Here is a 20324-nt window from a genome sequence, read left to right as displayed (position 1 = left end):
CTCGCACACTTGTTCTTATCTGTTCTCATCTAACGCGACCGTGGTTATCCTGGTGGGTTCGTAGTTCCCTTCAGACAGCTTTCGCGTCAGGCGTAAGGTGGCCGTTTCCCGCGCGAGTATATGCTGGTAGGTGCTTTCCAGTCGGGCCATGATTTTGTCCCGCAGTTCTGGTTGCTGCTCCATAATGGCTTCGATCGCGGCACCGTAGATCTCTTCTTTAGCCTGTAGCGAGTAAATTTCACGGCGATTTTGCCATTTCATCCGCACCAGTGCAGCGGGAATAGAGACTATCTCCTGAGCAACGCTTTCCAGTGTCGCGTTTTTATTGGCAATCAACACGGCTAAATTTTGCTTTAAGACAAACTCATCGCTTTTATGGTTATCTAAAGCCAAATAAACATTATTATCCTCAACATCTTTCATTTTATTTCTCTTCCAGAGAATAAAAAATAGGGTCGCTGGTTTCACGGGTAATTAAATTAAGCCAAATTTTGTTGCCCTGTTCATTTATGATGGCTGTTTTTTGAGTCAAAATTTTACTTAATTCTTGTGCATTAATGTCGCCTTCTGCCTGTAGTGAATTGAGCAGGCGAGAGAATGATTCAATTTTTGCTGCACGAAATAGACGCTCTTTTAAATGACGGTCGCACTCTTCAAATAGCATATTTCGTGACTGGCCGGTAGCAGCAGAGCTAATCAAAATATCGGATTCGTAATCGCTTAATGTTATCTTCCCCTGAGTCAAATTTTCACTATTATCTGTGGAGGTGGTATTGTCAGGTGAGCTGGATAAGTGAAAACGCGAGGGAACAAGATGCTCGGGAAGCATGTTGAAATATCCTTTGATGCCAATGATATGTTGTTTTAAATAAACCATGCCGCGTTGACAATAGCATGGCGTAATTTTAAAATCAAAAAAATGGAGCCAGTATATGAACAGTATATTTTATTCTGTTATTACCCTGCTATTGCTGACCTGCGGGGTACTTTTGTTGATGCGCAGTGCAAATAAAAACCGTAATGCAGAAAATGGATACGCTGAAAACCAGCCGGAAATACTGAGTAAAGAAGAGGGTGAAGATCATTTCTCGGTACTGATGAATTCGATTACTCCGGTTTGGTATTGGCGTGTCAATCACGAATATATCGATTTTATCCACTCGACGATCAAACGGATGACAATGGTGGAGCTGAATGAGACGCCAGGGCTATTTGATGCACAGCGGCGTTGCAGCGATCTCAACTCTGCGGTGTATAAATATTACGACAATATTAAAAAACGCTGTCTGAGTGGCGAGAAAGTCCCGCATGCCGATTTGGACGTGCTTAACTTACGTCAGTGCTTCAGGGAGTTCAGCCTGGAAGCCTATCCTGCACTTGTCGCGCTGGTGTGGCCGGAATATCAGCGCCCAGAAATCAAAGCAGAAGAGGTGTGAGGAGCTGGCTGGCCCGTATTACGTGCCGGGAAGAACAACGTTGCTACCCGGCACGGGATTACCTACGGCTATTTGTCAGATGAGGCCTGCCACAGGTTCAGCTTACCGTCCGCGACGTGCCTATCGATCTGCGCCAGTTCTTCGGCGCTGAACGTCAGATTCGCCAGCGCCTGAACGTTTTCTTCCAGTTGCTCCGGTCGACTGGCGCCAATCAATACCGACGTTACCCTGTTGTCTTTTAGCAGCCAGCTTAAGGCCATTTGTGCCATCGACTGTCCACGCTGTTGCGCCATCTCATTAAGCAAGCGCAGGCTGGTAAGGTTTTCTTCCGTCAGCATGTTTTCCGTTAATCCACGAACCTTTTTCCCTTCACGCTGCATGCGTGAACCTTCCGGAATACCGTTAAGGTATTTCCCCGTCAGCAGTCCCTGAGCCAGCGGCGTAAATGCGATGCAGCCTATGCCGTTGGATTCCAGCGTATCCAGCAGGCCGCTGCTGTCTACCCAGCGGTTAAGCAGGTTGTAAGACGGCTGATGGATCAGCAATGGAATTTTCCATTCCCGCATCAACTCGGCCATTTTCTGCGTACGTTCCGGAGAATAGGATGAAATGCCGACATACAGCGCTTTACCGCTTTGCACGGCGTGGGCCAGCGCCGAGGCGGTCTCTTCCATTGGCGTATTTTCGTCAACGCGGTGAGAGTAGAAGATATCGACATAGTCGAGACCCATGCGTTTCAGACTCTGGTCGAGGCTGGCGAGCAGGTATTTGCGCGAACCGCCAGAACCGTATGGCCCAGGCCACATGTCATAGCCTGCCTTGGTGGAGATAATCAGTTCATCGCGATAGTGTGCAAAATCCTCGCGCAGTAATCGGCCAAAATTCTCTTCTGCGCTGCCTGGTGGCGGCCCATAGTTATTGGCTAAATCAAAATGCGTGATGCCTAAATCAAATGCTTTACGCAACAGGGCGCGCTGTGAATCCAGCGCCTGAACGTGCCCAAAACTGTGCCATAAACCCAGCGATAGCGCGGGTAAACGCAAACCGCTGCGCCCACAGTAGCGATAGAGCATCTGCTCGTAACGTTCAGGATTGGCAAACCAGGCCATGAGATCTCCTTAGTGCAGGTGAATTTCGAAACAACGTTTCTATTCTAGCGGGTTCACGGTGAATATCCCGTTCACCAGGTCACACTGAGATGAAAAACTGGGCAAAAACAGGTCACTGTGCTTTGCTTAAAAAAACACCAATCAGGAGTGCGACGATGCCGCGTTTGACTGCCAAAGATTTTCCGCAAGAACTGCTCGACTACTATGACTATTACGCGCATGGCAAAATAACGAAACGCGAGTTTCTCAATCTGGCAGCGAAATATGCAGTGGGTGGCATGACGGCGTTGGCTTTATTCAATTTATTGAAACCCAACTATGCCCTCGCAACGCAGGTAGAATTTACCGATCCCGATATTTTGGCGGAATATATTACCTATCCTTCGCCTGAAGGGCATGGTGATGTGCGGGGGTATTTAGTTAAACCTGCGAAGGTGACAGGGAAAGTTCCGGCGGTGGTGGTAGTGCATGAGAATCGTGGGCTGAATCCGTATATTGAAGATGTGGCGAGACGGGTGGCGAAGGCGGGCTTTATGGCACTTGCACCGGATGGATTAAGTTCGGTAGGAGGATATCCTGGCAATGATGATAAAGGTCGGGAATTGCAGCAGCAGGTTGATCCCGTAAAGTTGATGAATGATTTTTTTGCCGCCATTGAATTTATGCAACATTATTCAGGGACGACGGGAAAGGTAGGTATTACCGGATTTTGCTACGGTGGTGGTGTGTCGAATGCCGCTGCTGTGGCTTTCCCTGAACTGGCCTGCGCGGTGCCTTTTTATGGGCGGCAGGTTCCTGCATCAGATGTCCCTAAAATAAACGCGCCTTTATTACTGCACTATGCGCAATTAGACACACGTATTAATGAGGGATGGCCTGCCTATGAAGCGGCGCTTAAGGCCAATAAGAAAGTCTATGAAGCCTATATCTATCCCGGTGTTAATCATGGCTTTCACAACGATTCGACCCCCCGTTATGATAAAGCTGCCGCTGATTTAGCCTGGGAACGTACTCTTGCGTGGTTTAACAAATATTTGCGATAGAAAACAATAGATTATTTAATGCTTATAACTAATTACCTGAATAATAATGCTACCTAATTTCATTAGCATTCATATTGATATAGTGTGGAGAGATAGTGGATGTACTTAAGAAAGTAAAAAAATAAAGAACGCATTATATCTTCTCTACTGCCTGCCGATAACAAGGATAAGTATCGCCTGATGGCGAATTCCTCATCAACGGCAAGGAAATTATTATGCGTTTGCTGAAAAACTTCACTATTCGTATTGTCATGTTGGCAATACTGGGACTTTTTTGCCTGCTCTGGTCGGGCGTGGGTTTATTCAGTCTTCATTCGTTATCAAAAATATCTGAAGGCAATGATATTGACCGTCATCTTGTCCATCAGATGACGGTTCTCAGTCAGGGTAACGATCAGTACTTTCGCTTCGTAACGCGCTTAAGTCGCGCCATGGATGTCAAAATGAGTGGCGGAACGCCTGATTTTGCGCCAGCGCAACAGTCCCTGGAGAATATGAGCAAAAAACTCCAGGAGATGAAAACGTTGTCTCCGGGACCAATGGATCCTGACGTCGCTAACGCAGTACTGACGAAGTGGCAGGCGCTGCTGGACAACGGCGTGATCCCGCAAATGCAACTGGCGCAGCAGGGCACGCTTACGGCCTTTGCGGAGCATGCCAGCACTATTACACCCGCGTTGAGCCGTGAATTTGGCGCCAGTGCCGAGCGTTTTAACGCCACGGCAGGTGAGCGACTCGATACCACCCGCGTGATGGTCGATGGCAAAACCTCTATCATCCGGACGCTAATTATCACCGCCGTTATTCTTGGGATTGCCCTCCTTTTCTTTACCGACCGCTACCTTGTTTCCATGATGGTGAAACCGCTGGGACGTATTCGCCAACAGTTCCAGCAGATTGCGCAGGGCGATCTCAGCCATCCCATCGAAGATTTTGGTCGTAACTGTGTGGGTCAACTGGTGCCGTTATTGTGCGCGATGCAGGATAGCCTGCGTGAAGCCGTCAGTACCATCCGTTCAGGTAGTGACAACATCTGGCGAGGGGCGACGGAAATTTCGACCGGCAATAACGATCTCTCCTCACGTACTGAAGAGCAGGCTGCGGCACTGGAAGAGACCGCTGCCAGCATGGAGCAACTGACCGCAACGGTAAAACTGAACGCAGAAAATGCACGTGAAGCCAGCCAACTTGCCGATACGGCCACAGAAACGGCAGGCAAAGGGAGCACGCTGGTTTCAGAAGTGGTTGAGACGATGGACGGCATTGCCGCCAGCTCTAAACAGATCGCGGAAATCACGTCAGTTATTAATAGCATTGCTTTCCAGACCAACATTCTGGCGCTGAACGCGGCGGTTGAAGCAGCCAGGGCAGGCGAGCAGGGGCGCGGTTTTGCCGTCGTCGCCGGTGAAGTACGTAACCTTGCCAGTCGCAGCGCCGGGGCGGCGAAAGAGATTGAGACACTGATTGGCGAGTCATCGCGTCGTGTTGATCAGGGCGCTCGTCTGGTTAAAGAAACAGGATTAACCATGGAGGCGATTCTGCGCGGCGCCACCGAAGTGACTGTCATCATGAAGCAAATTGCCTCTGCCTCGGAAGAACAGAATAAGGGTATCTCGCAGGTGAGCGTGGCGATCACGCAGATGGACAGCGTAACGCAACAGAACGCTGCATTGGTAGAACAAGTTTCCGCCGCGGCAGTGGCGCTGGAACGACAAACAGAGGAGCTGCAACGCTCGGTGCAACAGTTCCGCCTTTCCGCTAATGATGTGCAATACGCAGCCAGCCAAACCACTTCCTCTTCAGCAGACAGCAAAACGTCTGCGGCCGCTAAAACGGATGAGTGGGTGTCCTTTTAAGCCGTTATAAAAAGTTCGTGATACCTCTGGTCTTTGCTTAAAAAATCGCTATATAATTTATTATATAGCGATTGGAGGTTATGCATGGACAACCATTTTGGTAAAGGCCTGATGGCCGGATTAAACGCCTCAAGTGCGGACAGTGCACGCTCGGTGGCGAATTTTTGTGCGGATTATAAGCGTGGTTTTGTGCTGGGATTTTCACATCGAATGTTTGAAAAAACGGGCGATCGACAGCTCAGCGCGTGGGAAGCGGGGATCCTGACGCGCCGTTATGGGCTGGATAAAGAGATGGTGATGGATTTCTTTAAAGAGAACCAGTCCAGTACAACAATTCGGTTTTTCATGGCTGGCTATCGACTCGAAGCTTGATCCGAAAGGGGTATTATCTTGCTTTAATTAATTACACTATTGACCTACGCCTTCGTTTTGTTGCTCCGCCGAAGTATTATAATGCACATAACCATATAAAAAGTGTGGTAATGGCGCGCCGATCGCAATATGCAACATGCGAATGGTGCAAAATAAAAGCCAGGTCTTCGCAACGGAATAACTATAAAATGACTGGAGATAACTCTCTCATCAATTCGAGCGGCATTAATCGCCGTGATTTCATGAAGCTTTGTGCAGCACTGGCCGCTACCATGGGGCTCAGTAGCAAAGCCGCCGCAGAAATGGCCGAATCAGTTTCTCGTCCTCAGCGCCCACCGGTTATCTGGATTGGTGCTCAGGAGTGTACGGGTTGTACTGAATCGCTGCTTCGCGCGACACACCCTACAGTGGAAAACCTCGTTCTGGAGACAATCTCTCTGGAATACCATGAGGTGCTCTCTGCCGCCTTCGGCCATCAGGTCGAAGAGAACAAACATAACGCTCTGGAGAAGTACAAAGGGCAATATGTTCTGGTAGTAGATGGTTCTATCCCACTGAAAGATAATGGCATTTACTGCATGGTTGCCGGCGAGCCGATCGTGGATCACATCCGCCGGGCCGCAGAAGGCGCAGCCGCTATCATTGCCATCGGCTCTTGCGCCGCATGGGGTGGTGTTGCTGCCGCTGGCGTTAACCCAACGGGTGCCGTCGGCCTGCAAGAAGTTCTGCCAGGCAAAACCATCATCAACATTCCCGGCTGTCCGCCGAACCCGCATAACTTCCTCGCAACGGTCGCGCATATCATCACTTATGGTAAGCCGCCGAAGCTGGATACCAAAAACCGTCCGACATTCGCCTATGGCCGTTTGATTCACGAACACTGCGAACGTCGCCCGCACTTCGATGCTGGTCGTTTTGCTAAAGAGTTTGGTGATGAAGGCCACCGCGAAGGTTGGTGCCTCTACCATCTGGGCTGTAAAGGACCAGAAACCTACGGCAACTGCTCAACGCTGCAATTCTGCGATGTGGGCGGCGTGTGGCCGGTGGCTATCGGTCACCCTTGCTACGGCTGTAACGAAGAAGGCGTCGGCTTCCATAAAGGTATTCACCAGCTTGCTCACGTGGAAAACCAAACGCCGCGTTCCGAGAAACCTGACGTCAACATGAAAGAAGGCGGCAATGTTTCTGCCGGAGCGATTGGACTGCTGGGTGGCGTAGTAGGACTGGTTGCCGGTGTCAGCGTGATGGCGGTTCGTGAACTGGGGCGTCAGCAGAAGAAAGATAACGCTGACTCACGGGGAGAATAACCGTGAACAGACGTAACTTTATTAAAGCAGCCTCCAGCGGGGCATTGCTGTTGGGCGCAGCGCCGTCCATCAGCCATGCGGCTGCAGAAAACCGTCCGCCGATCCCAGGTTCTCTTGGGATGCTCTATGACTCGACGCTGTGCGTAGGCTGCCAGGCCTGTGTCACCAAGTGTCAGGATATCAACTTCCCGGCGCGTAACCCGGAAGGCGAGCAAACCTGGTCGAACAACGACAAACTGTCGCCGTATACCAATAACATCATTCAGGTGTGGCGTAGCGGAACAGGCGTTAACAAAGACCAGGAAGAAAATGGCTACGCATACATCAAGAAACAGTGCATGCACTGTGTTGATCCGAACTGCGTTTCCGTTTGCCCGGTCTCCGCGCTGAAAAAAGATCCGAAAACCGGCATCGTCCATTATGACAAAGATGTCTGCACGGGCTGTCGTTACTGCATGGTCGCCTGCCCGTACAACGTGCCTAAGTACGACTACAACAACCCGTTTGGTGCACTTCACAAATGTGAACTGTGTAACCAGAAAGGCGTTGAGCGTCTGGACAAAGGTGGTTTACCGGGTTGTGTTGAAGTGTGCCCAGCCGGTGCGGTGATTTTTGGTACGCGTGAAGAGCTGATGGCTGAGGCGAAAAAACGTCTCGCGCTGAAGCCTGGTAGCGAATACCACTATCCGCGTCAGACGGTGAAAGCAGGCGATACCTATCTGCATACGGTACCGAAGTACTACCCGCACCTGTACGGTGAGAAAGAAGGTGGTGGTACGCAGGTTATGGTACTGACGGGTGTTCCTTACGAGGATTTGGATCTGCCGAAGCTGGATGATCTTTCAACTGGTGCGCGTTCCGAACATGTTCAACATTCCCTGTACAAGGGCATGATATTACCCCTGGCTGCGCTGGCGGGCTTAACCGTGCTGGTTCGTCGTAACACGAAAAACGACCATCACGATGGAGGAGACGATCATGAGTCATGATCCTAAACCGCTGGGCGGAAAAATAATCAGCAAACCGGTCATTATTTTTGGGCCGCTTATCGTCCTGTGTATGCTCCTGATCGTGAAACGTCTGGTCTTCGGACTGGGCTCAGTCTCCGATCTGAACGGCGGTTTCCCATGGGGGGTATGGATCGCGTTTGACCTGTTGATTGGTACTGGCTTCGCGTGCGGCGGTTGGGCGCTGGCGTGGGCGGTGTACGTTTTCAACAGAGGACAATACCATCCGTTGGTTCGTCCGGCGCTGCTGGCGAGCCTGTTTGGCTACTCGTTGGGTGGTCTGTCGATCACCATTGACGTCGGTCGTTACTGGAACCTGCCGTATTTCTACATTCCGGGCCACTTCAACGTGAACTCGGTACTGTTCGAAACGGCGGTCTGTATGACCATCTATATCGGCATCATGGCGCTGGAATTTGCTCCGGCTCTGTTTGAACGCTTGGGGTGGAAAGTTTCCCTCAAACGTTTGAATAAAGTGATGTTCTTTATTATTGCCCTCGGCGCGCTGCTGCCAACCATGCACCAGTCTTCAATGGGTTCATTGATGATTTCTGCGGGTTATAAGGTGCATCCGCTATGGCAAGCTTATGAAATGCTGCCGCTTTTCTCGGTATTAACCGCCTTTATTATGGGCTTCTCGATCGTCATCTTTGAAGGCTCGTTGGTACAAGCCGGTCTGAAAGGTAACGGTCCGGACGAGAAAAGTTTGTTCATCAAGCTGACGAATACCATCAGCGTGCTGCTGGCTATTTTCGTCGTCCTGCGCTTTGGCGAACTGATCTATCGCGACAAGCTGTCCTATGCGTTCTCAGGCGATCTTTACTCCCTGATGTTCTGGCTTGAAGTCGTGCTGATGGTCTTCCCGCTGGTGGTGCTGCGCGTCACTAAGCTGCGTAATGACTCGCGCATGCTGTATCTGTCTGCGCTGAGCGCATTGCTGGGTTGTGCAACATGGCGTCTGTCCTATTCGCTGGTGGCGTTCAATCCTGGTGGTGGCTACCACTACTTCCCAACCTGGGAAGAGCTGTTGATTTCTATTGGTTTTGTGGCTATTGAGATTTGTGCATACATCGTACTCATTCGTCTACTGCCGATACTTCCTCCTTTAAAACAAAACGATCAAAATCGTCATGAGGCGAGCAAAGCATGAGCCAGAGAATTACTATTGATCCGGTAACCCGTATTGAGGGTCATTTACGCATCGACTGCGAAATCGAAAATGGCGTGGTATCTAAAGCATGGGCTTCCGGTACCATGTGGCGCGGCATGGAAGAGATCGTGAAAAACCGCGATCCGCGCGATGCCTGGATGATTGTGCAGCGTATCTGTGGCGTTTGTACGACCACTCACGCTATCTCTTCCGTTCGTGCAGCAGAAAGTGCGCTGAATATTGATGTTCCGGTGAACGCACAGTATATCCGTAACATCATTCTGGCCGCGCACACCACGCATGACCACATTGTTCACTTCTATCAGCTGTCTGCGCTGGACTGGGTGGATATCACCTCTGCTCTGAAAGCTGACCCAGCGAAAGCGTCTGCCATGCTGAACGGCGTGTCCTCCTGGCACCTGAACAGCGCAGAAGAGTTCACCAAGGTTCAGAACAAGATCAAAGATCTTGTTGCCAGCGGTCAGTTAGGCATTTTTGCTAACGGTTGCTGGGGTCACCCGGCAATGCAGCTGCCGCCGGAAGTGAACCTGATTGCGGTCGCACACTACCTGCAAGCGCTGGAATGCCAGCGTGATGCCAACCGCGTTGTGGCACTGTTGGGCGGTAAAACGCCGCACATCCAGAACCTGGCGGTAGGTGGGGTTGCTAACCCAATTAACCTTGACGGCCTCGGTGTGCTGAACCTTGAACGCCTGATGTACATCAAGTCCTTCATCGATAAGCTGAGCGACTTCGTTGAGCAGGTGTACAAGGTTGATACCGCGGTTATTGCTGCGTTCTATCCTGAGTGGCTGGAACGTGGTCAGGGTGCGGTTAACTATCTGAGTGCGCCGGAATTCCCGACAGACGGTAAAAACGGCAGCTTCCTGTTCCCGGGCGGTTATATCACCGATGCTGATCTGTCGACCTATCGTCCGATCACCTCTCACTCCGATGAGTACCTGATCAAAGGGATTCAGGAGAGTGCGAAACACGCGTGGTACAAAGATGAAGCGCCGCAGGCTCCGTGGGAAGGCACAACGGTTCCTGATTACACCGGTTGGTCAGATGACGGCAAATACTCCTGGGTTAAAGCACCGACCTTCTACGGTAAAACGGTTGAAGTGGGTCCGCTGGCCAACATGCTGTGTAAACTGGCGGCCAAACGCGAGTCTACCCATGCCAAGCTGAATGAAATCATCGCGATTTACACCAAGCTGACCGGTAAAACTATCGAAGTGTCGCAGTTGCACTCTACGCTGGGCCGTATTATTGGCCGTACCGTTCACTGCTGTGAACTGCAGAACGTTCTGCAGGATCAGTACAATGCGCTGATTGTGAACATCGGTAAAGGCGACCACACCACCTTCGTGAAACCGGATATTCCGGCAACAGGCGAATTCAAAGGTGTTGGTTTCCTCGAAGCGCCACGCGGTATGCTGTCTCACTGGATGGTGATTAAAGACGGCATTATCAGCAACTACCAGGCGGTTGTACCGTCAACCTGGAACTCTGGCCCACGTAACTTTAATGATGAAGTGGGACCGTATGAGCGCTCGCTGGTAGGTACGCCGATTGCCGATCCAAACAAACCGCTGGAAGTGGTTCGTACCATTCACTCCTTCGACCCTTGTATGTCATGTGCGGTGCATGTGGTGGACGTTGACGGGAACGAAGTGGTCTCAGTTAAGGTTCTGTAATGCGGATATTAGTCTTAGGGGTCGGCAATATTTTGCTGACCGACGAAGCCATCGGGGTACGTATCGTTGAGGCATTAGAGCAACGGTACATCCTGCCAGACTTTGTTGATGTTCTGGACGGTGGTACGGCTGGGATGGAGCTTCTCGGCGATATGGCGAACAGAGATCATCTGATCATTGCTGACGCCATTGTGTCGAAGAAAAACACGCCAGGAACGATGATGGTCCTGCGGGATGAAGAGATCCCGGCGCTGTTTACTAACAAAATCTCACCGCACCAGCTTGGCCTGGCCGACGTATTGTCGGCCCTGCGTTTTACCGGCGAGTTTCCGAAAAAGCTGACCTTAGTCGGCGTTATTCCGGAATCGCTGGAACCGCATATCGGGCTAACGCCAACGGTTGAAGCGATGATTGAACCTGCGCTGGAGCAGGTTCTTGCCGCGCTTCGCGAATCAGGCGTTGAAGCGATCCCTCGGGAGGCGGCTCATGTCTGAGGAGTTTGTCGGTTTTCAGACGGCCCCGAAGACGCAGATTCAGGCAGCGTTTGAAGAGGTTGCCCGGCGTTCGATGCACGATCTCTCTTTCTTGCATCCGAACATGCCGGTATATGTCTCTGATTTTACGCTGTTTGAAGGACAGTGGACGGGGTGTGTTATCACACCCTGGATGCTCAGCGCACTGATTTTCCCCGGACCGGACCAGATCTGGCCGGTGCGTAAAGTCAGCGAAAAAATCGGGCTGCGTCTGCCGTATGGCGAGATGACCTTTACCGTTGGTGAACTGGATGGCGTATCGCAATACCTTTCCTGTTCACTGATGTCGCCGCTTTCGCACAGTATGTCGGTGCAAGAAGGTGTGCGTCTGACTGACGATTGCGCGCGCATGCTGTTATCGCTGCCGGTGAGCGATCCGAATGCGCCGCAGCTAAATCGCCGCGCGCTGCTGCTGGGTCGTCGGAACTGCGAAAATGCATGAGCTGTCCCTTTGTCAGAGCGCGGTTGAGATTGTTCAACAGCAGGCAGAGCAGCACGGTGTCAAACGTGTAACCGGCGTTTGGCTGGAAATCGGAGCGCTCTCGTGCGTTGAAGAGAGCGCCGTCCGTTTCAGTTTCGACATCGTCTGTCAGGGCACGCTGGCGCAAGGGTGTGAGTTGCATATTGATTACAAACCAGCCCAGGCATGGTGCTGGGATTGCAGTCAGGTTGTGGAAATCACCCAGCATGATGCGCAGTGTCCACTATGTCAGGGCGATCGTCTGCGGGTTGATGCAGGCGATTCACTGAAAGTGAAAAGTATTGAAGTCGAATAACCCATAGGTTGCTATGGGGCGGAGTCAGATATGTGTATTGGAGTCCCTGGTCAGGTTCTGGCCGTTGGTGAAGATATTCACCAGCTTGCGCAGGTTGAAGTGTGCGGCATCAAACGTGATGTCAATATTGCCCTGATTTGTGAAGGTGATACCGCTGAGCTGGTCGGGCAATGGGTGCTGGTGCACGTAGGGTTCGCCATGAGCATCATTGATGAAGATGAAGCTAAAGCCACGTTAGACGCACTTCGCCGCATGGAGTACGACGTCACCAGCGCGTGACAATCGGTTAGTGCCTGATGGCGTTACGCTTATCAGGCCTACGCCTTCTATGTAGGCCGGATAAGGCATTTATGCCGCCATCCGGCATCTTGCGTTAACCCTGGCGCTTATCTTCGGTATTGGTGTCGAAGTCGCTGGTGTCATGACGTTCATGAAGCTGCTCGTTGAGCGGCCCGTTAGTGCGGTTTACAATACGACCTCGCTTAACCGCCGGACGCGCGGCAACCTCTTTTGCCCAGCGCTGCACGTGCTTGTAACTTCCTGCGTCAAGGAATTCTGCCGCGTCGTACACGTTGCCCAGCACCACATTGCCAAACCACGGCCAAACCGCCATATCGGCAATGGTGTATTCATCTCCTGCCACAAACTGATTCTGTGCTAACTGCTTGTCCAGTACGTCGAGTAAGCGTTTGGCTTCCATCGTGAAGCGGTTGATCGCGTACTCGATTTTTACCGGCGCATAGTTATAGAAGTGACCAAAACCACCGCCGAGGAACGGCGCCGCACCCTGTAACCAGAACAACCAGTTCAGCGTTTCAGTACGTTTTGCCAAATCCTGCGGCAGGAAATAACCGTATTTTTCCGCCAGATAGAGCAGGATTGCGCCAGATTCGAACACGCGAACCGGCGGGTTTTGCGAGTGGTCGCGCAGTGCCGGGATCTTCGAGTTCGGATTCACCTCAACAAAGCCGCTGGAAAACTGATCGCCATCGCCAATGCGGATAATCCAGGCATCATATTCCGCGCCCTTCACACCCTGCGCCAGTAACTCCTCCAGCATAATCGTCACTTTCTGCCCGTTTGGCGTCCCCAACGAATAGAGCTGTAGCGGATGCTTGCCAACCGGCAGCGTCTTCTCGTGGGTGGCGCCGGAAATCGGGCGGTTGATATTGGCGAATGCGCCGCCGTTCGATTTTTCCCACGTCCAGACTTTCGCGGGCTGATAGGTATTGTCTGACATATTGACCTGCCTTCTGAGTGGTTGTGTTGATGCAGTGTAGCAGTTAGGTAGAACTCAATTTAACAGATTGGGACTTTATGTCGCTTTGTGCTGAAAGGGGAAGATAAATCTAACCCATTCATTGTACCTGGCCCGTACTCCATGAAGAGGAAATCAATGTTGGACGGAAATTGCTACCGTATTCACCATCAAAAATTGGCGGTGAATAAGCAGTAATAATGAAAAATGGTGTTCCAGGAGTAAGCGGTTATCAGGGCCCTGCGGGTGGGTGGGGTGCGGTAAAAGCCGTCACTGCTTCGGTGTTTTCGCAAAAGGCTGTCGCGCGCGACATTATCGCGATGTTCAAAATGAACCAGGTGAAAGGGTTCGACTGTCCGGGCTGTGCGTGGCCGGACCCCGGGCATCGTGCGCCAATGGAGCTGTGCGAAAATGGCGTTAAGGCGGTCTCCTGGGAGACAACCAGTAAGAAAGCGTCACCGGAATTTTTCAGCCGTCACCCGGTTTCCACACTCTGGCACTACAGCGATTATGAACTGGAAAACATTGGTCGTTTGACGCATCCAATGAAATACGATGCAGTGTCTGACACCTGGCAGGCGGTGGATTGGGATATCGCCTTTCGGGAGATCGGCGAGTGTCTGCGCAGCTATGACTCAGCACAACAGGTTGAGTTTTATACCTCCGGCAGAACGTCAAATGAGGCGGCGTTCCTGTATCAGCTGTTTGCCCGCGAATATGGTAGCAGCAACTTTCCTGATTGCTCAAACATGTGCCACGGACCGACCAGCGCAGGGCTAACGCCGGCCATTGGCCTTGGGAAAGGGACCGTTGAACTTGATGATTTTGACCACTGCGATCTGGTGATTTGTATCGGGCATAACCCTGGTACTAACCATCCACGCATGCTGACCACCTTACGCGACGTTGCCAAACGTGGTGCCAAAATTATCTCCATCAACCCGCTGAACGAAAGGGGGCTTGAGCGCTTTAGCTTCCCGCAAAGCGCGAAAGAGATGTTCACCGGACAGGCGACGGAGCTGAGCAACGACTACTACCAGGTAAAAATGGGCGGTGACGCCTCGTTGCTCAAAGGCATAATGAAGGCGCTGATCGAAATGGACGAAGCGCGGATCCTACTGGATCAGCAGCCGACGCTCGATCATGCGTTTATCGACCAACATACCGCGGGATATGCAGCGCTGTATGACGACTTACGTCAGCATAACTGGGCTGAGCTGGAACAGGACTCGGGTCTGACGCGTAGTCAGATGGAAGATCTGGCGCACAGCTACAGTAAATCCAGCGCCACGATTGTTTGTTATGGTCTGGGCATCACCCAGCATAAAAACGGCACCGAGAACGTCCAGCAGCTGGTAAATCTGTTGCTGCTGAAAGGCAATATGGGTAAGCCGGGGGCGGGGATCTGCCCGTTACGCGGCCATTCTAATGTGCAGGGCGATCGTTCTGTAGGGATCAACGAAGCGGCGTCCGAAGACTTCCTGCAACGACTTGAGAAGCATTTTTCTATCCGTGTTCCGCGCAAACATGGACGCTCCAGCGTGGAGAGCATTCGGGCCATCGAGCGGGGAGACGCAAAAGCGCTCATCTGCATGGGCGGCAATCTGGCGGTAGCGATGCCCCAGCCGCAGCGTACATTTGCGGCGATGAAAAATCTGGATCTGCAGGTCCATGTGGCGACCAAACTGAACAGATCGCATCTGCTGCTGGCAAAGCATAACTACCTGCTACCTGCATTAGGCCGAACGGAGCGCGACATGCAGGCGACGGGGATCCAGTCAGTGACCGTCGAAGATTCTATGTCGATGGTTCACGCTTCCTGTGGCGCGCTGAAGCCGGCTTCCCGCTGGCTAAAATCGGAACCCGCGATTGTGGCGGGCATGGCGCGTGCCACGCTGCCGCATTCTCCTATCAACTGGGAAGCATTTACCGGGGACTACGCGCTGATCCGTGACGCCATTGAAGCCGTGATCCCGGCGTTCCACGATTACAACGCACGTATTGCCGAGCCGGGCGGATTTCGTATGGATACACCTGCTTCGCGCCGTGAATGGCGAACGGAGAATGGCAAAGCCAACTTTATCGTCAGCCATCAGCGGGCGGTAGAGCGGGAACATCAGCCTGCTGATGCACTGGTTCTGGCAACGCTGCGTAGCCACGATCAGTACAACACCACGATTTATGGTATGAACGATCGCTATCGTGGCATTACTGGCCGTCGGGATGTGGTGTTTTTAAGCGCCGAAGAAGCGACGAGCCGCGGTCTGAGCCAGGGTGATGTGGTCAACGTTCAGGCGCTGGACGACAACGGTCAGCCCTGCGCGGATCGCATCATGTACGGCTTAACGGTGGTGATTTACAACATGGCGGCTGGCTCAATTGGCGCTTATCTGCCTGAAGCGAATGTCCTGCTTTCGCTGGATGCAGTAGATACACAAAGTTTGACTCCGGCGTATAAAAGCATACCGGTCACCCTGACTAAAGCGTAGTTCCTGCTGTGAATTTTTCGCCTCTGAGCGCCAGCCGCTGCGTTGAGGTGTATGATGATGTCGACCTCTGTCCGGTTAGTGTCGCAGAGCAGGCAATCAGAGCGAAAAATTCACGCCAACCTGCTCAGGCTGTATTGTTTTGAGGTAAGGTGCATGAGCAAAGGAACGACCAGTCAGGATGCCCCATTCGGGACATTATTGGGCTATGCCCCAGGTGGCGTAGCAATCTACTCTTCAGATTACAGCTCCCTCGACCCACGGGACTACGACGATGATGCAGCATTTCGCAGCTATATCGACGATGAATACATGGGCCACAAATGGCAGTGCGTAGAGTTCGCACGCCGCTTTCTCTTCCTTAACTATGGCATGGTCTTCACCGATGTGGGTATGGCCTGGGAGATCTTCTCCTTACGCTTCCTGCGCGAAGTAGTGAATGACAACATCCTACCGTTACAGGCATTTCCGAATGGTTCGCCCCGCGCGCCGGTAGCAGGCGCACTGCTTATCTGGCAAAAAGGCGGCGAATTTAAAGATACCGGGCATGTGGCGGTCGTCACCCAGTTGCTGGAAAACAAAATCCGTATTGCCGAACAGAACGTGCTCCATACGCCGCTGCCTCCCGGACAGCAGTGGACCCGCGAACTGGAGATGGTGGTTGAGAACGGTTGTTACACCCTGCGTGATACCTTTGACGACACGACCATTCTTGGTTGGATGATCCAGACCGATGATACCCGTTTCAGCCTACCGCAGCCGGAGATCGCCAATGACTCGCTGAAAATTGGCGGCGCGCGACTGGAAGATAACGGGCAATTTGATGATAAATGGCTGAATGAGCAGGACCCGCTGCAAAAAGCCTACGTGCTGGCGAACGGCCATGTGATTAATCAGGACCCGCATCAATATTTCACCATTACCGAGAGCGCCGAGCAGGAGCTGATTAAAGCCACCAACGAGCTGCACCTGATGTATCTGCATGCGACCGATAAGGTGCTGAAAGACGACAACCTGCTGGCGCTGTTTGATATCCCGAAAATCCTCTGGCCGCGCCTGCGCCTTTCCTGGCAGCGTCGTCGGCATCATATGATTACGGGGCGTATGGATTTCTGTATGGATGAACGTGGACTGAAGGTGTATGAGTACAACGCCGATTCCGCATCGTGCCATACCGAAGCCGGTTTGATCCTCGAAAGATGGGCCGAACGGGGCTACACAGGGCAGGGACACAACCCGGCTGAAGGGTTGATCAACGAACTGGCGGGGGCCTGGAAGCACAGCCGCGCACGTCCGTTTGTCCACATCATGCAGGATAAGGATATCGAGGAGAACTATCACGCGCAGTTTATGCAGCAGGCGCTGCGTCAGGCCGGGTTTGACAGCAAAATTCTGCGAGGTCTGGATGAACTGTGCTGGGATGATGCCGGTCAGCTGATTGACGGTGATGGCCGTCTGGTGAACTGCGTCTGGAAGACCTGGGCGTGGGAAACCGCAATTGAGCAGGTGCGCGAGGTCAGCGAAACGGAGTACGCCGCGGTGCCAATTCGTACCGGGCATACGAATCAGGAAGTGCGTTTAATCGACGTGCTGCTGCGCCCGGAAGTGTTGGTCTTCGAACCTCTGTGGACGGTTATCCCTGGCAACAAAGCGATTCAGCCGATCCTCTGGCAACTGTTCCCGCACCACCGTTATCTGCTTGATACGGATTTCACTGTTAATGAAGAGCTGGCGCAAACCGGTTATGCGGTGAAACCTATTGCAGGACGTTGTGGCAGCAACATCGATCTGGTGAGTCATCAGGAAGAGCTACTGGATAAAACCAGCGGTAAGTTTGCCGAGCAGAAGAACATTTTTCAGCAGCTTTGGTGTCTGCCAAAAGTTGCCGGTAAATATATCCAGGTTTGTACCTTTACCGTAGGTGGTAACTACGGCGGTACCTGCCTGCGTGGTGACGAGTCGCTGGTGATTAAAAAAGAGAGCGATATTGAACCGCTGATTGTGGTGAAGGAATAACCGCTCACCCCCTGTGATGGTGATGTTGCCATCACGGGGGCTTTTGACCTGCGCTGATTTTTGCTCATGCCAAATCGATAGCATTGGAAATACGCCAACTTAGTATCATCAAATAAGTCAGCGCTTTCGCTGATTCAGGCTGATTGTAAGCCTTATTATAAGGGTCGCAAAATCCAGGGCAAGATTACGAAACCCCGCAAGGATTGACGCGAGGTACTCTCTGTCCATTGCCGCTCTTTCGTGATCTTGCCCTAAGCTGCCACCAGGTCCGGAAGCCCGCTGGCGATGTCCACTTTGAGGGCAAAAGGAGTGGAATGTGGCTGGTAAAGGCCGAAGCCCACCACTGCGGTGGCTGTCTCCGGCAGTCCGTCCACGTTCAGCGTAAAACGCAATTCTTTTAATGACATGTTGTTCTCCCTGGTGTTTACAGGAATAAAGACATTCCGCTGTTCAGCGGCAGTACAGTGTTACGCTTGTGTTCAGGCACGCTACCTACTCTGCTAAATTATTGGGTCTATTGAGTGTTATATCAATGCTCAATATAAAACTGATCTTCATACTCTAAGTCGTAGTTATTAAGTGAATTTAAGATAATATCTATTGCTCGTTTTCCCGCGGCCCAGGAACCGAAATGTTGTTTTTGTAGAGCAAATGACCCAATTATATAGAACCAACTTTCCTGAATCTTTCCGGAAAAAACAACTAACATGCCTTCTCCATTTCTTGCATTCTTTACTTTTAACTCACCAGTCCATAATTCCGTAATGTTCTTATTGAAGATATCTTTGCGTTCTCTTAGTGAAATTTCATCAATTTCAAGGTGATTATTTTCTTTTAGTTGACTGACAATTAGTTTACAAACCTGTTCTTTATTGATTGCCGCATTATGGTATAAAAAATAGCCATCAATAATGCCATGAACGTTACTTTCTTCTTTTAAAGATAACGAATAGTAGCTCATCTTTTCGTTATTATATCGTTCTGAATATAGCCATGAGGCAGGGTAATAAAAGGAATGGTTTGCAGGTACATCCAGATTTATACTCTTTAGTTCTTCTGCCAAATGCCATTTTGAGTCATTAATTAAAGTGAAAAAATTCACACAATGAAAGAGATCCTCAGCCAGCGATTCATAATCCTTCCAGTTGCAACAGGCTTTTACCATTATCACATTGGCCCTGTTGTTTTCAAAATCATAATTTTTAAATACTCTGATTCTTGATGTGATGGTTTCGTTATCGATATCTTTTTTTGTCAAAAAATCAGCATATCGACCACTAACGCTATAATAATATTTACAGTAAAGGATTTCTTCACCTAAAAGGTCTAATATATATTCTCCCCAGTCACTGGCATCGATGTCGTTATTTATATGTTCATAGACTACATCAACTTCTGTAAAGGGGGATTTTGCTCCAGAAATGGTCTGATAGCAGCCAATAGCATAGAGGTTATTGGTTCCTGCGATTAGCTCAGGTTTAATGCTGACCGGTTTTACATCTAGTGGGAGTAATATCTTGTAATATAAGCTTGTTACTTCTGAGGATGTATAGCGGCATCGCCAAAAATGCTCTTTTTGGTATTCAAAACTATATGTCACTGCCCTTGGGATGGATGGTTTGTTATTGCTTTCTCTCATTATAATAACTCTCTCTGGATTATCTACATTTCGTTTTTTAACATAAAATACATCACAACTAGAAAACCCAAATTAAAAGCCAATTTATATCCTTTAGATACCAGATTCTCTCCTTCAATGAAATTTTTAAGAAATGATTTTTTGATATTTTCTTGGTTATATTTTTGATGGAACGATACTATATTATTGACGCCAGCATCAATAAGAGAAAATACAAAAAAATACAAAAACAGATAACAGCCGATAAGAAAGCATATAGTTGACAATCGAGTGTATTGTAAATCATCATTTAACATAACACTAATGCAGGAAAGTAGTAAAAAAGCTACAACCCCAAATAACATTCTAAACATTCTATTGTATTGGTTCATTTAACCTCCAATGATAACAGTTGCTACACCTGAATGGAATAATTCCACATTACCGATAGTTGAATCGATAAGAGAAAAAAGTAACAACCAATAAAAACAAGCGTTCGCCAAGCCAGTGTCCATTGGCATAGTGCCAACTTGGGTTAATAATAAAAACCATCTTTCTAGGTGATGTTTTAAAAATTTTGTCACATTGGCTAATTTAAATCTGAAATATTCATTGTTTATTATAAAATGTTTTTAATATTTAAGTATTATGAAATTA

The 20324-nt window shown here is 50.4% G+C and carries 20 protein-coding genes; 14 read left to right on the top strand and 6 right to left on the bottom strand.

All coding sequences use genetic code 11. From position 1 onward, the window contains the following. Positions 1–15: 15 nt before the first annotated feature. Together OGX90_RS19790 and OGX90_RS19785 are read right to left on the bottom strand one after the other, a co-directional pair. Complete coding sequence (locus tag OGX90_RS19790; protein WP_008785811.1) at positions 16–423, bottom strand: hypothetical protein; 408 nt, start codon at positions 421–423, stop codon at positions 16–18. A 1-nt stretch (position 424) separates the two neighbouring features. Further along, entirely contained in the window at positions 425–829 is a 405-nt protein-coding gene (locus tag OGX90_RS19785) for a hypothetical protein (RefSeq protein ID WP_008785810.1), read from the bottom strand. 103 nt (positions 830–932) lie between these two features. On the opposite strand from OGX90_RS19785, the gene OGX90_RS19780 reads away from it, so the two are divergent. Continuing rightward, entirely contained in the window at positions 933–1436 is a 504-nt protein-coding gene (locus tag OGX90_RS19780; RefSeq protein WP_008785809.1) for an ESA_00282 family adhesion-associated protein, read from the top strand. A gap of 68 nt (positions 1437–1504) precedes the next feature. On the opposite strand, the gene OGX90_RS19775 is transcribed toward OGX90_RS19780, so the two are convergent. Beyond that, complete coding sequence (locus OGX90_RS19775) at positions 1505–2545, bottom strand: aldo/keto reductase (RefSeq protein ID WP_234692380.1); 1041 nt, start codon at positions 2543–2545, stop codon at positions 1505–1507. 155 nt (positions 2546–2700) lie between these two features. Here OGX90_RS19775 and yghX point away from each other — a divergent pair, with 155 nt between their 5' ends. The 11 genes from yghX to hybG all read left to right on the top strand — a co-directional run bounded on the left by yghX (position 2701) and on the right by hybG (position 12568). Then, the gene (yghX, locus tag OGX90_RS19770) at positions 2701–3588 is read left to right on the top strand and encodes a YghX family hydrolase (protein WP_020996329.1); all 888 of its coding nucleotides are present in this window, start codon (positions 2701–2703) and stop codon (positions 3586–3588) included. Positions 3589–3803: 215 nt separating this feature from the next. Next, entirely contained in the window at positions 3804–5444 is a 1641-nt protein-coding gene (locus tag OGX90_RS19765) for a methyl-accepting chemotaxis protein (RefSeq protein ID WP_008785806.1), read from the top strand. Positions 5445–5528: 84 nt separating this feature from the next. Beyond that, positions 5529–5816: a DUF2623 family protein gene (locus OGX90_RS19760; RefSeq protein ID WP_003024490.1), complete on the top strand. Its 288-nt coding sequence runs from the start codon at positions 5529–5531 to the stop codon at positions 5814–5816. A gap of 188 nt (positions 5817–6004) precedes the next feature. Next, positions 6005–7123, top strand: coding sequence for a hydrogenase 2 small subunit (hybO, locus tag OGX90_RS19755; RefSeq protein WP_003024486.1), 1119 nt, complete (start codon positions 6005–6007; stop codon positions 7121–7123). A gap of 2 nt (positions 7124–7125) precedes the next feature. Continuing rightward, positions 7126–8112 carry a hydrogenase 2 operon protein HybA gene (hybA, locus tag OGX90_RS19750; protein WP_003828357.1) on the top strand — a complete coding sequence of 329 codons (987 nt, stop codon included), beginning with the start codon at positions 7126–7128 and terminating at the stop codon, positions 8110–8112. Then, positions 8102–9280: a Ni/Fe-hydrogenase cytochrome b subunit gene (gene hybB, locus OGX90_RS19745; protein ID WP_003828354.1), complete on the top strand. Its 1179-nt coding sequence runs from the start codon at positions 8102–8104 to the stop codon at positions 9278–9280. The genes hybA and hybB overlap by 11 nt, the downstream gene beginning before the upstream one ends. Beyond that, complete coding sequence (gene hybC / locus OGX90_RS19740; protein ID WP_003828353.1) at positions 9277–10980, top strand: hydrogenase 2 large subunit; 1704 nt, start codon at positions 9277–9279, stop codon at positions 10978–10980. The genes hybB and hybC overlap by 4 nt, the downstream gene beginning before the upstream one ends. Further along, entirely contained in the window at positions 10980–11474 is a 495-nt protein-coding gene (locus OGX90_RS19735) for a HyaD/HybD family hydrogenase maturation endopeptidase (protein ID WP_032944999.1), read from the top strand. Before hybC ends, OGX90_RS19735 begins: the two co-directional genes overlap by 1 nt. Further along, positions 11467–11955: a hydrogenase-2 assembly chaperone gene (gene hybE, locus OGX90_RS19730; RefSeq protein ID WP_234692379.1), complete on the top strand. Its 489-nt coding sequence runs from the start codon at positions 11467–11469 to the stop codon at positions 11953–11955. Before OGX90_RS19735 ends, hybE begins: the two co-directional genes overlap by 8 nt. Beyond that, complete coding sequence (gene hypA, locus OGX90_RS19725) at positions 11948–12289, top strand: hydrogenase maturation nickel metallochaperone HypA (protein WP_003828349.1); 342 nt, start codon at positions 11948–11950, stop codon at positions 12287–12289. The genes hybE and hypA overlap by 8 nt, the downstream gene beginning before the upstream one ends. A 30-nt stretch (positions 12290–12319) precedes the next feature. Continuing rightward, positions 12320–12568: a hydrogenase maturation factor HybG gene (gene hybG, locus OGX90_RS19720; protein WP_003024459.1), complete on the top strand. Its 249-nt coding sequence runs from the start codon at positions 12320–12322 to the stop codon at positions 12566–12568. 94 nt (positions 12569–12662) lie between these two features. Here hybG and yghU read toward each other — a convergent pair whose 3' ends face one another. Then, complete coding sequence (gene yghU, locus OGX90_RS19715) at positions 12663–13529, bottom strand: glutathione-dependent disulfide-bond oxidoreductase (protein ID WP_186412984.1); 867 nt, start codon at positions 13527–13529, stop codon at positions 12663–12665. A gap of 218 nt (positions 13530–13747) precedes the next feature. Here yghU and OGX90_RS19710 point away from each other — a divergent pair, with 218 nt between their 5' ends. Together OGX90_RS19710 and gss are read left to right on the top strand one after the other, a co-directional pair. After that, positions 13748–16036: an FdhF/YdeP family oxidoreductase gene (locus OGX90_RS19710; protein WP_234692378.1), complete on the top strand. Its 2289-nt coding sequence runs from the start codon at positions 13748–13750 to the stop codon at positions 16034–16036. A gap of 153 nt (positions 16037–16189) precedes the next feature. Beyond that, a complete protein-coding gene (gene gss / locus OGX90_RS19705; protein ID WP_286624552.1) occupies positions 16190–18049 on the top strand; it encodes a bifunctional glutathionylspermidine amidase/synthase in 1860 nt (619 codons plus the stop codon). A gap of 251 nt (positions 18050–18300) precedes the next feature. Here the strand turns inward: gss and OGX90_RS19700 are convergent, their stop codons facing one another. After that, positions 18301–18456 carry a hypothetical protein gene (locus OGX90_RS19700; protein WP_186805001.1) on the bottom strand — a complete coding sequence of 52 codons (156 nt, stop codon included), beginning with the start codon at positions 18454–18456 and terminating at the stop codon, positions 18301–18303. A 122-nt stretch (positions 18457–18578) separates the two neighbouring features. Continuing rightward, positions 18579–19688: a hypothetical protein gene (locus OGX90_RS19695; RefSeq protein ID WP_286624550.1), complete on the bottom strand. Its 1110-nt coding sequence runs from the start codon at positions 19686–19688 to the stop codon at positions 18579–18581. Positions 19689–20324: the final 636 nt, after the last annotated feature.

The organism is Citrobacter sp. Cpo012 (assembly GCF_030333015.1).
Classification (GTDB): domain Bacteria; phylum Pseudomonadota; class Gammaproteobacteria; order Enterobacterales; family Enterobacteriaceae; genus Citrobacter; species Citrobacter portucalensis.
This window is presented reverse-complemented; position numbering and strand designations above follow the sequence as displayed.

Coding starts and splice junctions, on each gene's coding strand:
- OGX90_RS19790 (WP_008785811.1), bottom strand. CDS start 423: ATGAAAGATGTTGAGGATAATAATGTTTATTTGGCTTTAGATAACCAT.
- OGX90_RS19785 (WP_008785810.1), bottom strand. CDS start 829: ATGCTTCCCGAGCATCTTGTTCCCTCGCGTTTTCACTTATCCAGCTCA.
- OGX90_RS19780 (WP_008785809.1), top strand. CDS start 933: ATGAACAGTATATTTTATTCTGTTATTACCCTGCTATTGCTGACCTGC.
- OGX90_RS19775 (WP_234692380.1), bottom strand. CDS start 2,545: ATGGCCTGGTTTGCCAATCCTGAACGTTACGAGCAGATGCTCTATCGC.
- yghX (WP_020996329.1), top strand. CDS start 2,701: ATGCCGCGTTTGACTGCCAAAGATTTTCCGCAAGAACTGCTCGACTAC.
- OGX90_RS19765 (WP_008785806.1), top strand. CDS start 3,804: ATGCGTTTGCTGAAAAACTTCACTATTCGTATTGTCATGTTGGCAATA.
- OGX90_RS19760 (WP_003024490.1), top strand. CDS start 5,529: ATGGACAACCATTTTGGTAAAGGCCTGATGGCCGGATTAAACGCCTCA.
- hybO (WP_003024486.1), top strand. CDS start 6,005: ATGACTGGAGATAACTCTCTCATCAATTCGAGCGGCATTAATCGCCGT.
- hybB (WP_003828354.1), top strand. CDS start 8,102: ATGAGTCATGATCCTAAACCGCTGGGCGGAAAAATAATCAGCAAACCG.
- hybC (WP_003828353.1), top strand. CDS start 9,277: ATGAGCCAGAGAATTACTATTGATCCGGTAACCCGTATTGAGGGTCAT.
- OGX90_RS19735 (WP_032944999.1), top strand. CDS start 10,980: ATGCGGATATTAGTCTTAGGGGTCGGCAATATTTTGCTGACCGACGAA.
- hybE (WP_234692379.1), top strand. CDS start 11,467: ATGTCTGAGGAGTTTGTCGGTTTTCAGACGGCCCCGAAGACGCAGATT.
- hypA (WP_003828349.1), top strand. CDS start 11,948: ATGCATGAGCTGTCCCTTTGTCAGAGCGCGGTTGAGATTGTTCAACAG.
- hybG (WP_003024459.1), top strand. CDS start 12,320: ATGTGTATTGGAGTCCCTGGTCAGGTTCTGGCCGTTGGTGAAGATATT.
- yghU (WP_186412984.1), bottom strand. CDS start 13,529: ATGTCAGACAATACCTATCAGCCCGCGAAAGTCTGGACGTGGGAAAAA.
- OGX90_RS19710 (WP_234692378.1), top strand. CDS start 13,748: ATGAAAAATGGTGTTCCAGGAGTAAGCGGTTATCAGGGCCCTGCGGGT.
- gss (WP_286624552.1), top strand. CDS start 16,190: ATGAGCAAAGGAACGACCAGTCAGGATGCCCCATTCGGGACATTATTG.
- OGX90_RS19700 (WP_186805001.1), bottom strand. CDS start 18,456: ATGTCATTAAAAGAATTGCGTTTTACGCTGAACGTGGACGGACTGCCG.
- OGX90_RS19695 (WP_286624550.1), bottom strand. CDS start 19,688: ATGAGAGAAAGCAATAACAAACCATCCATCCCAAGGGCAGTGACATAT.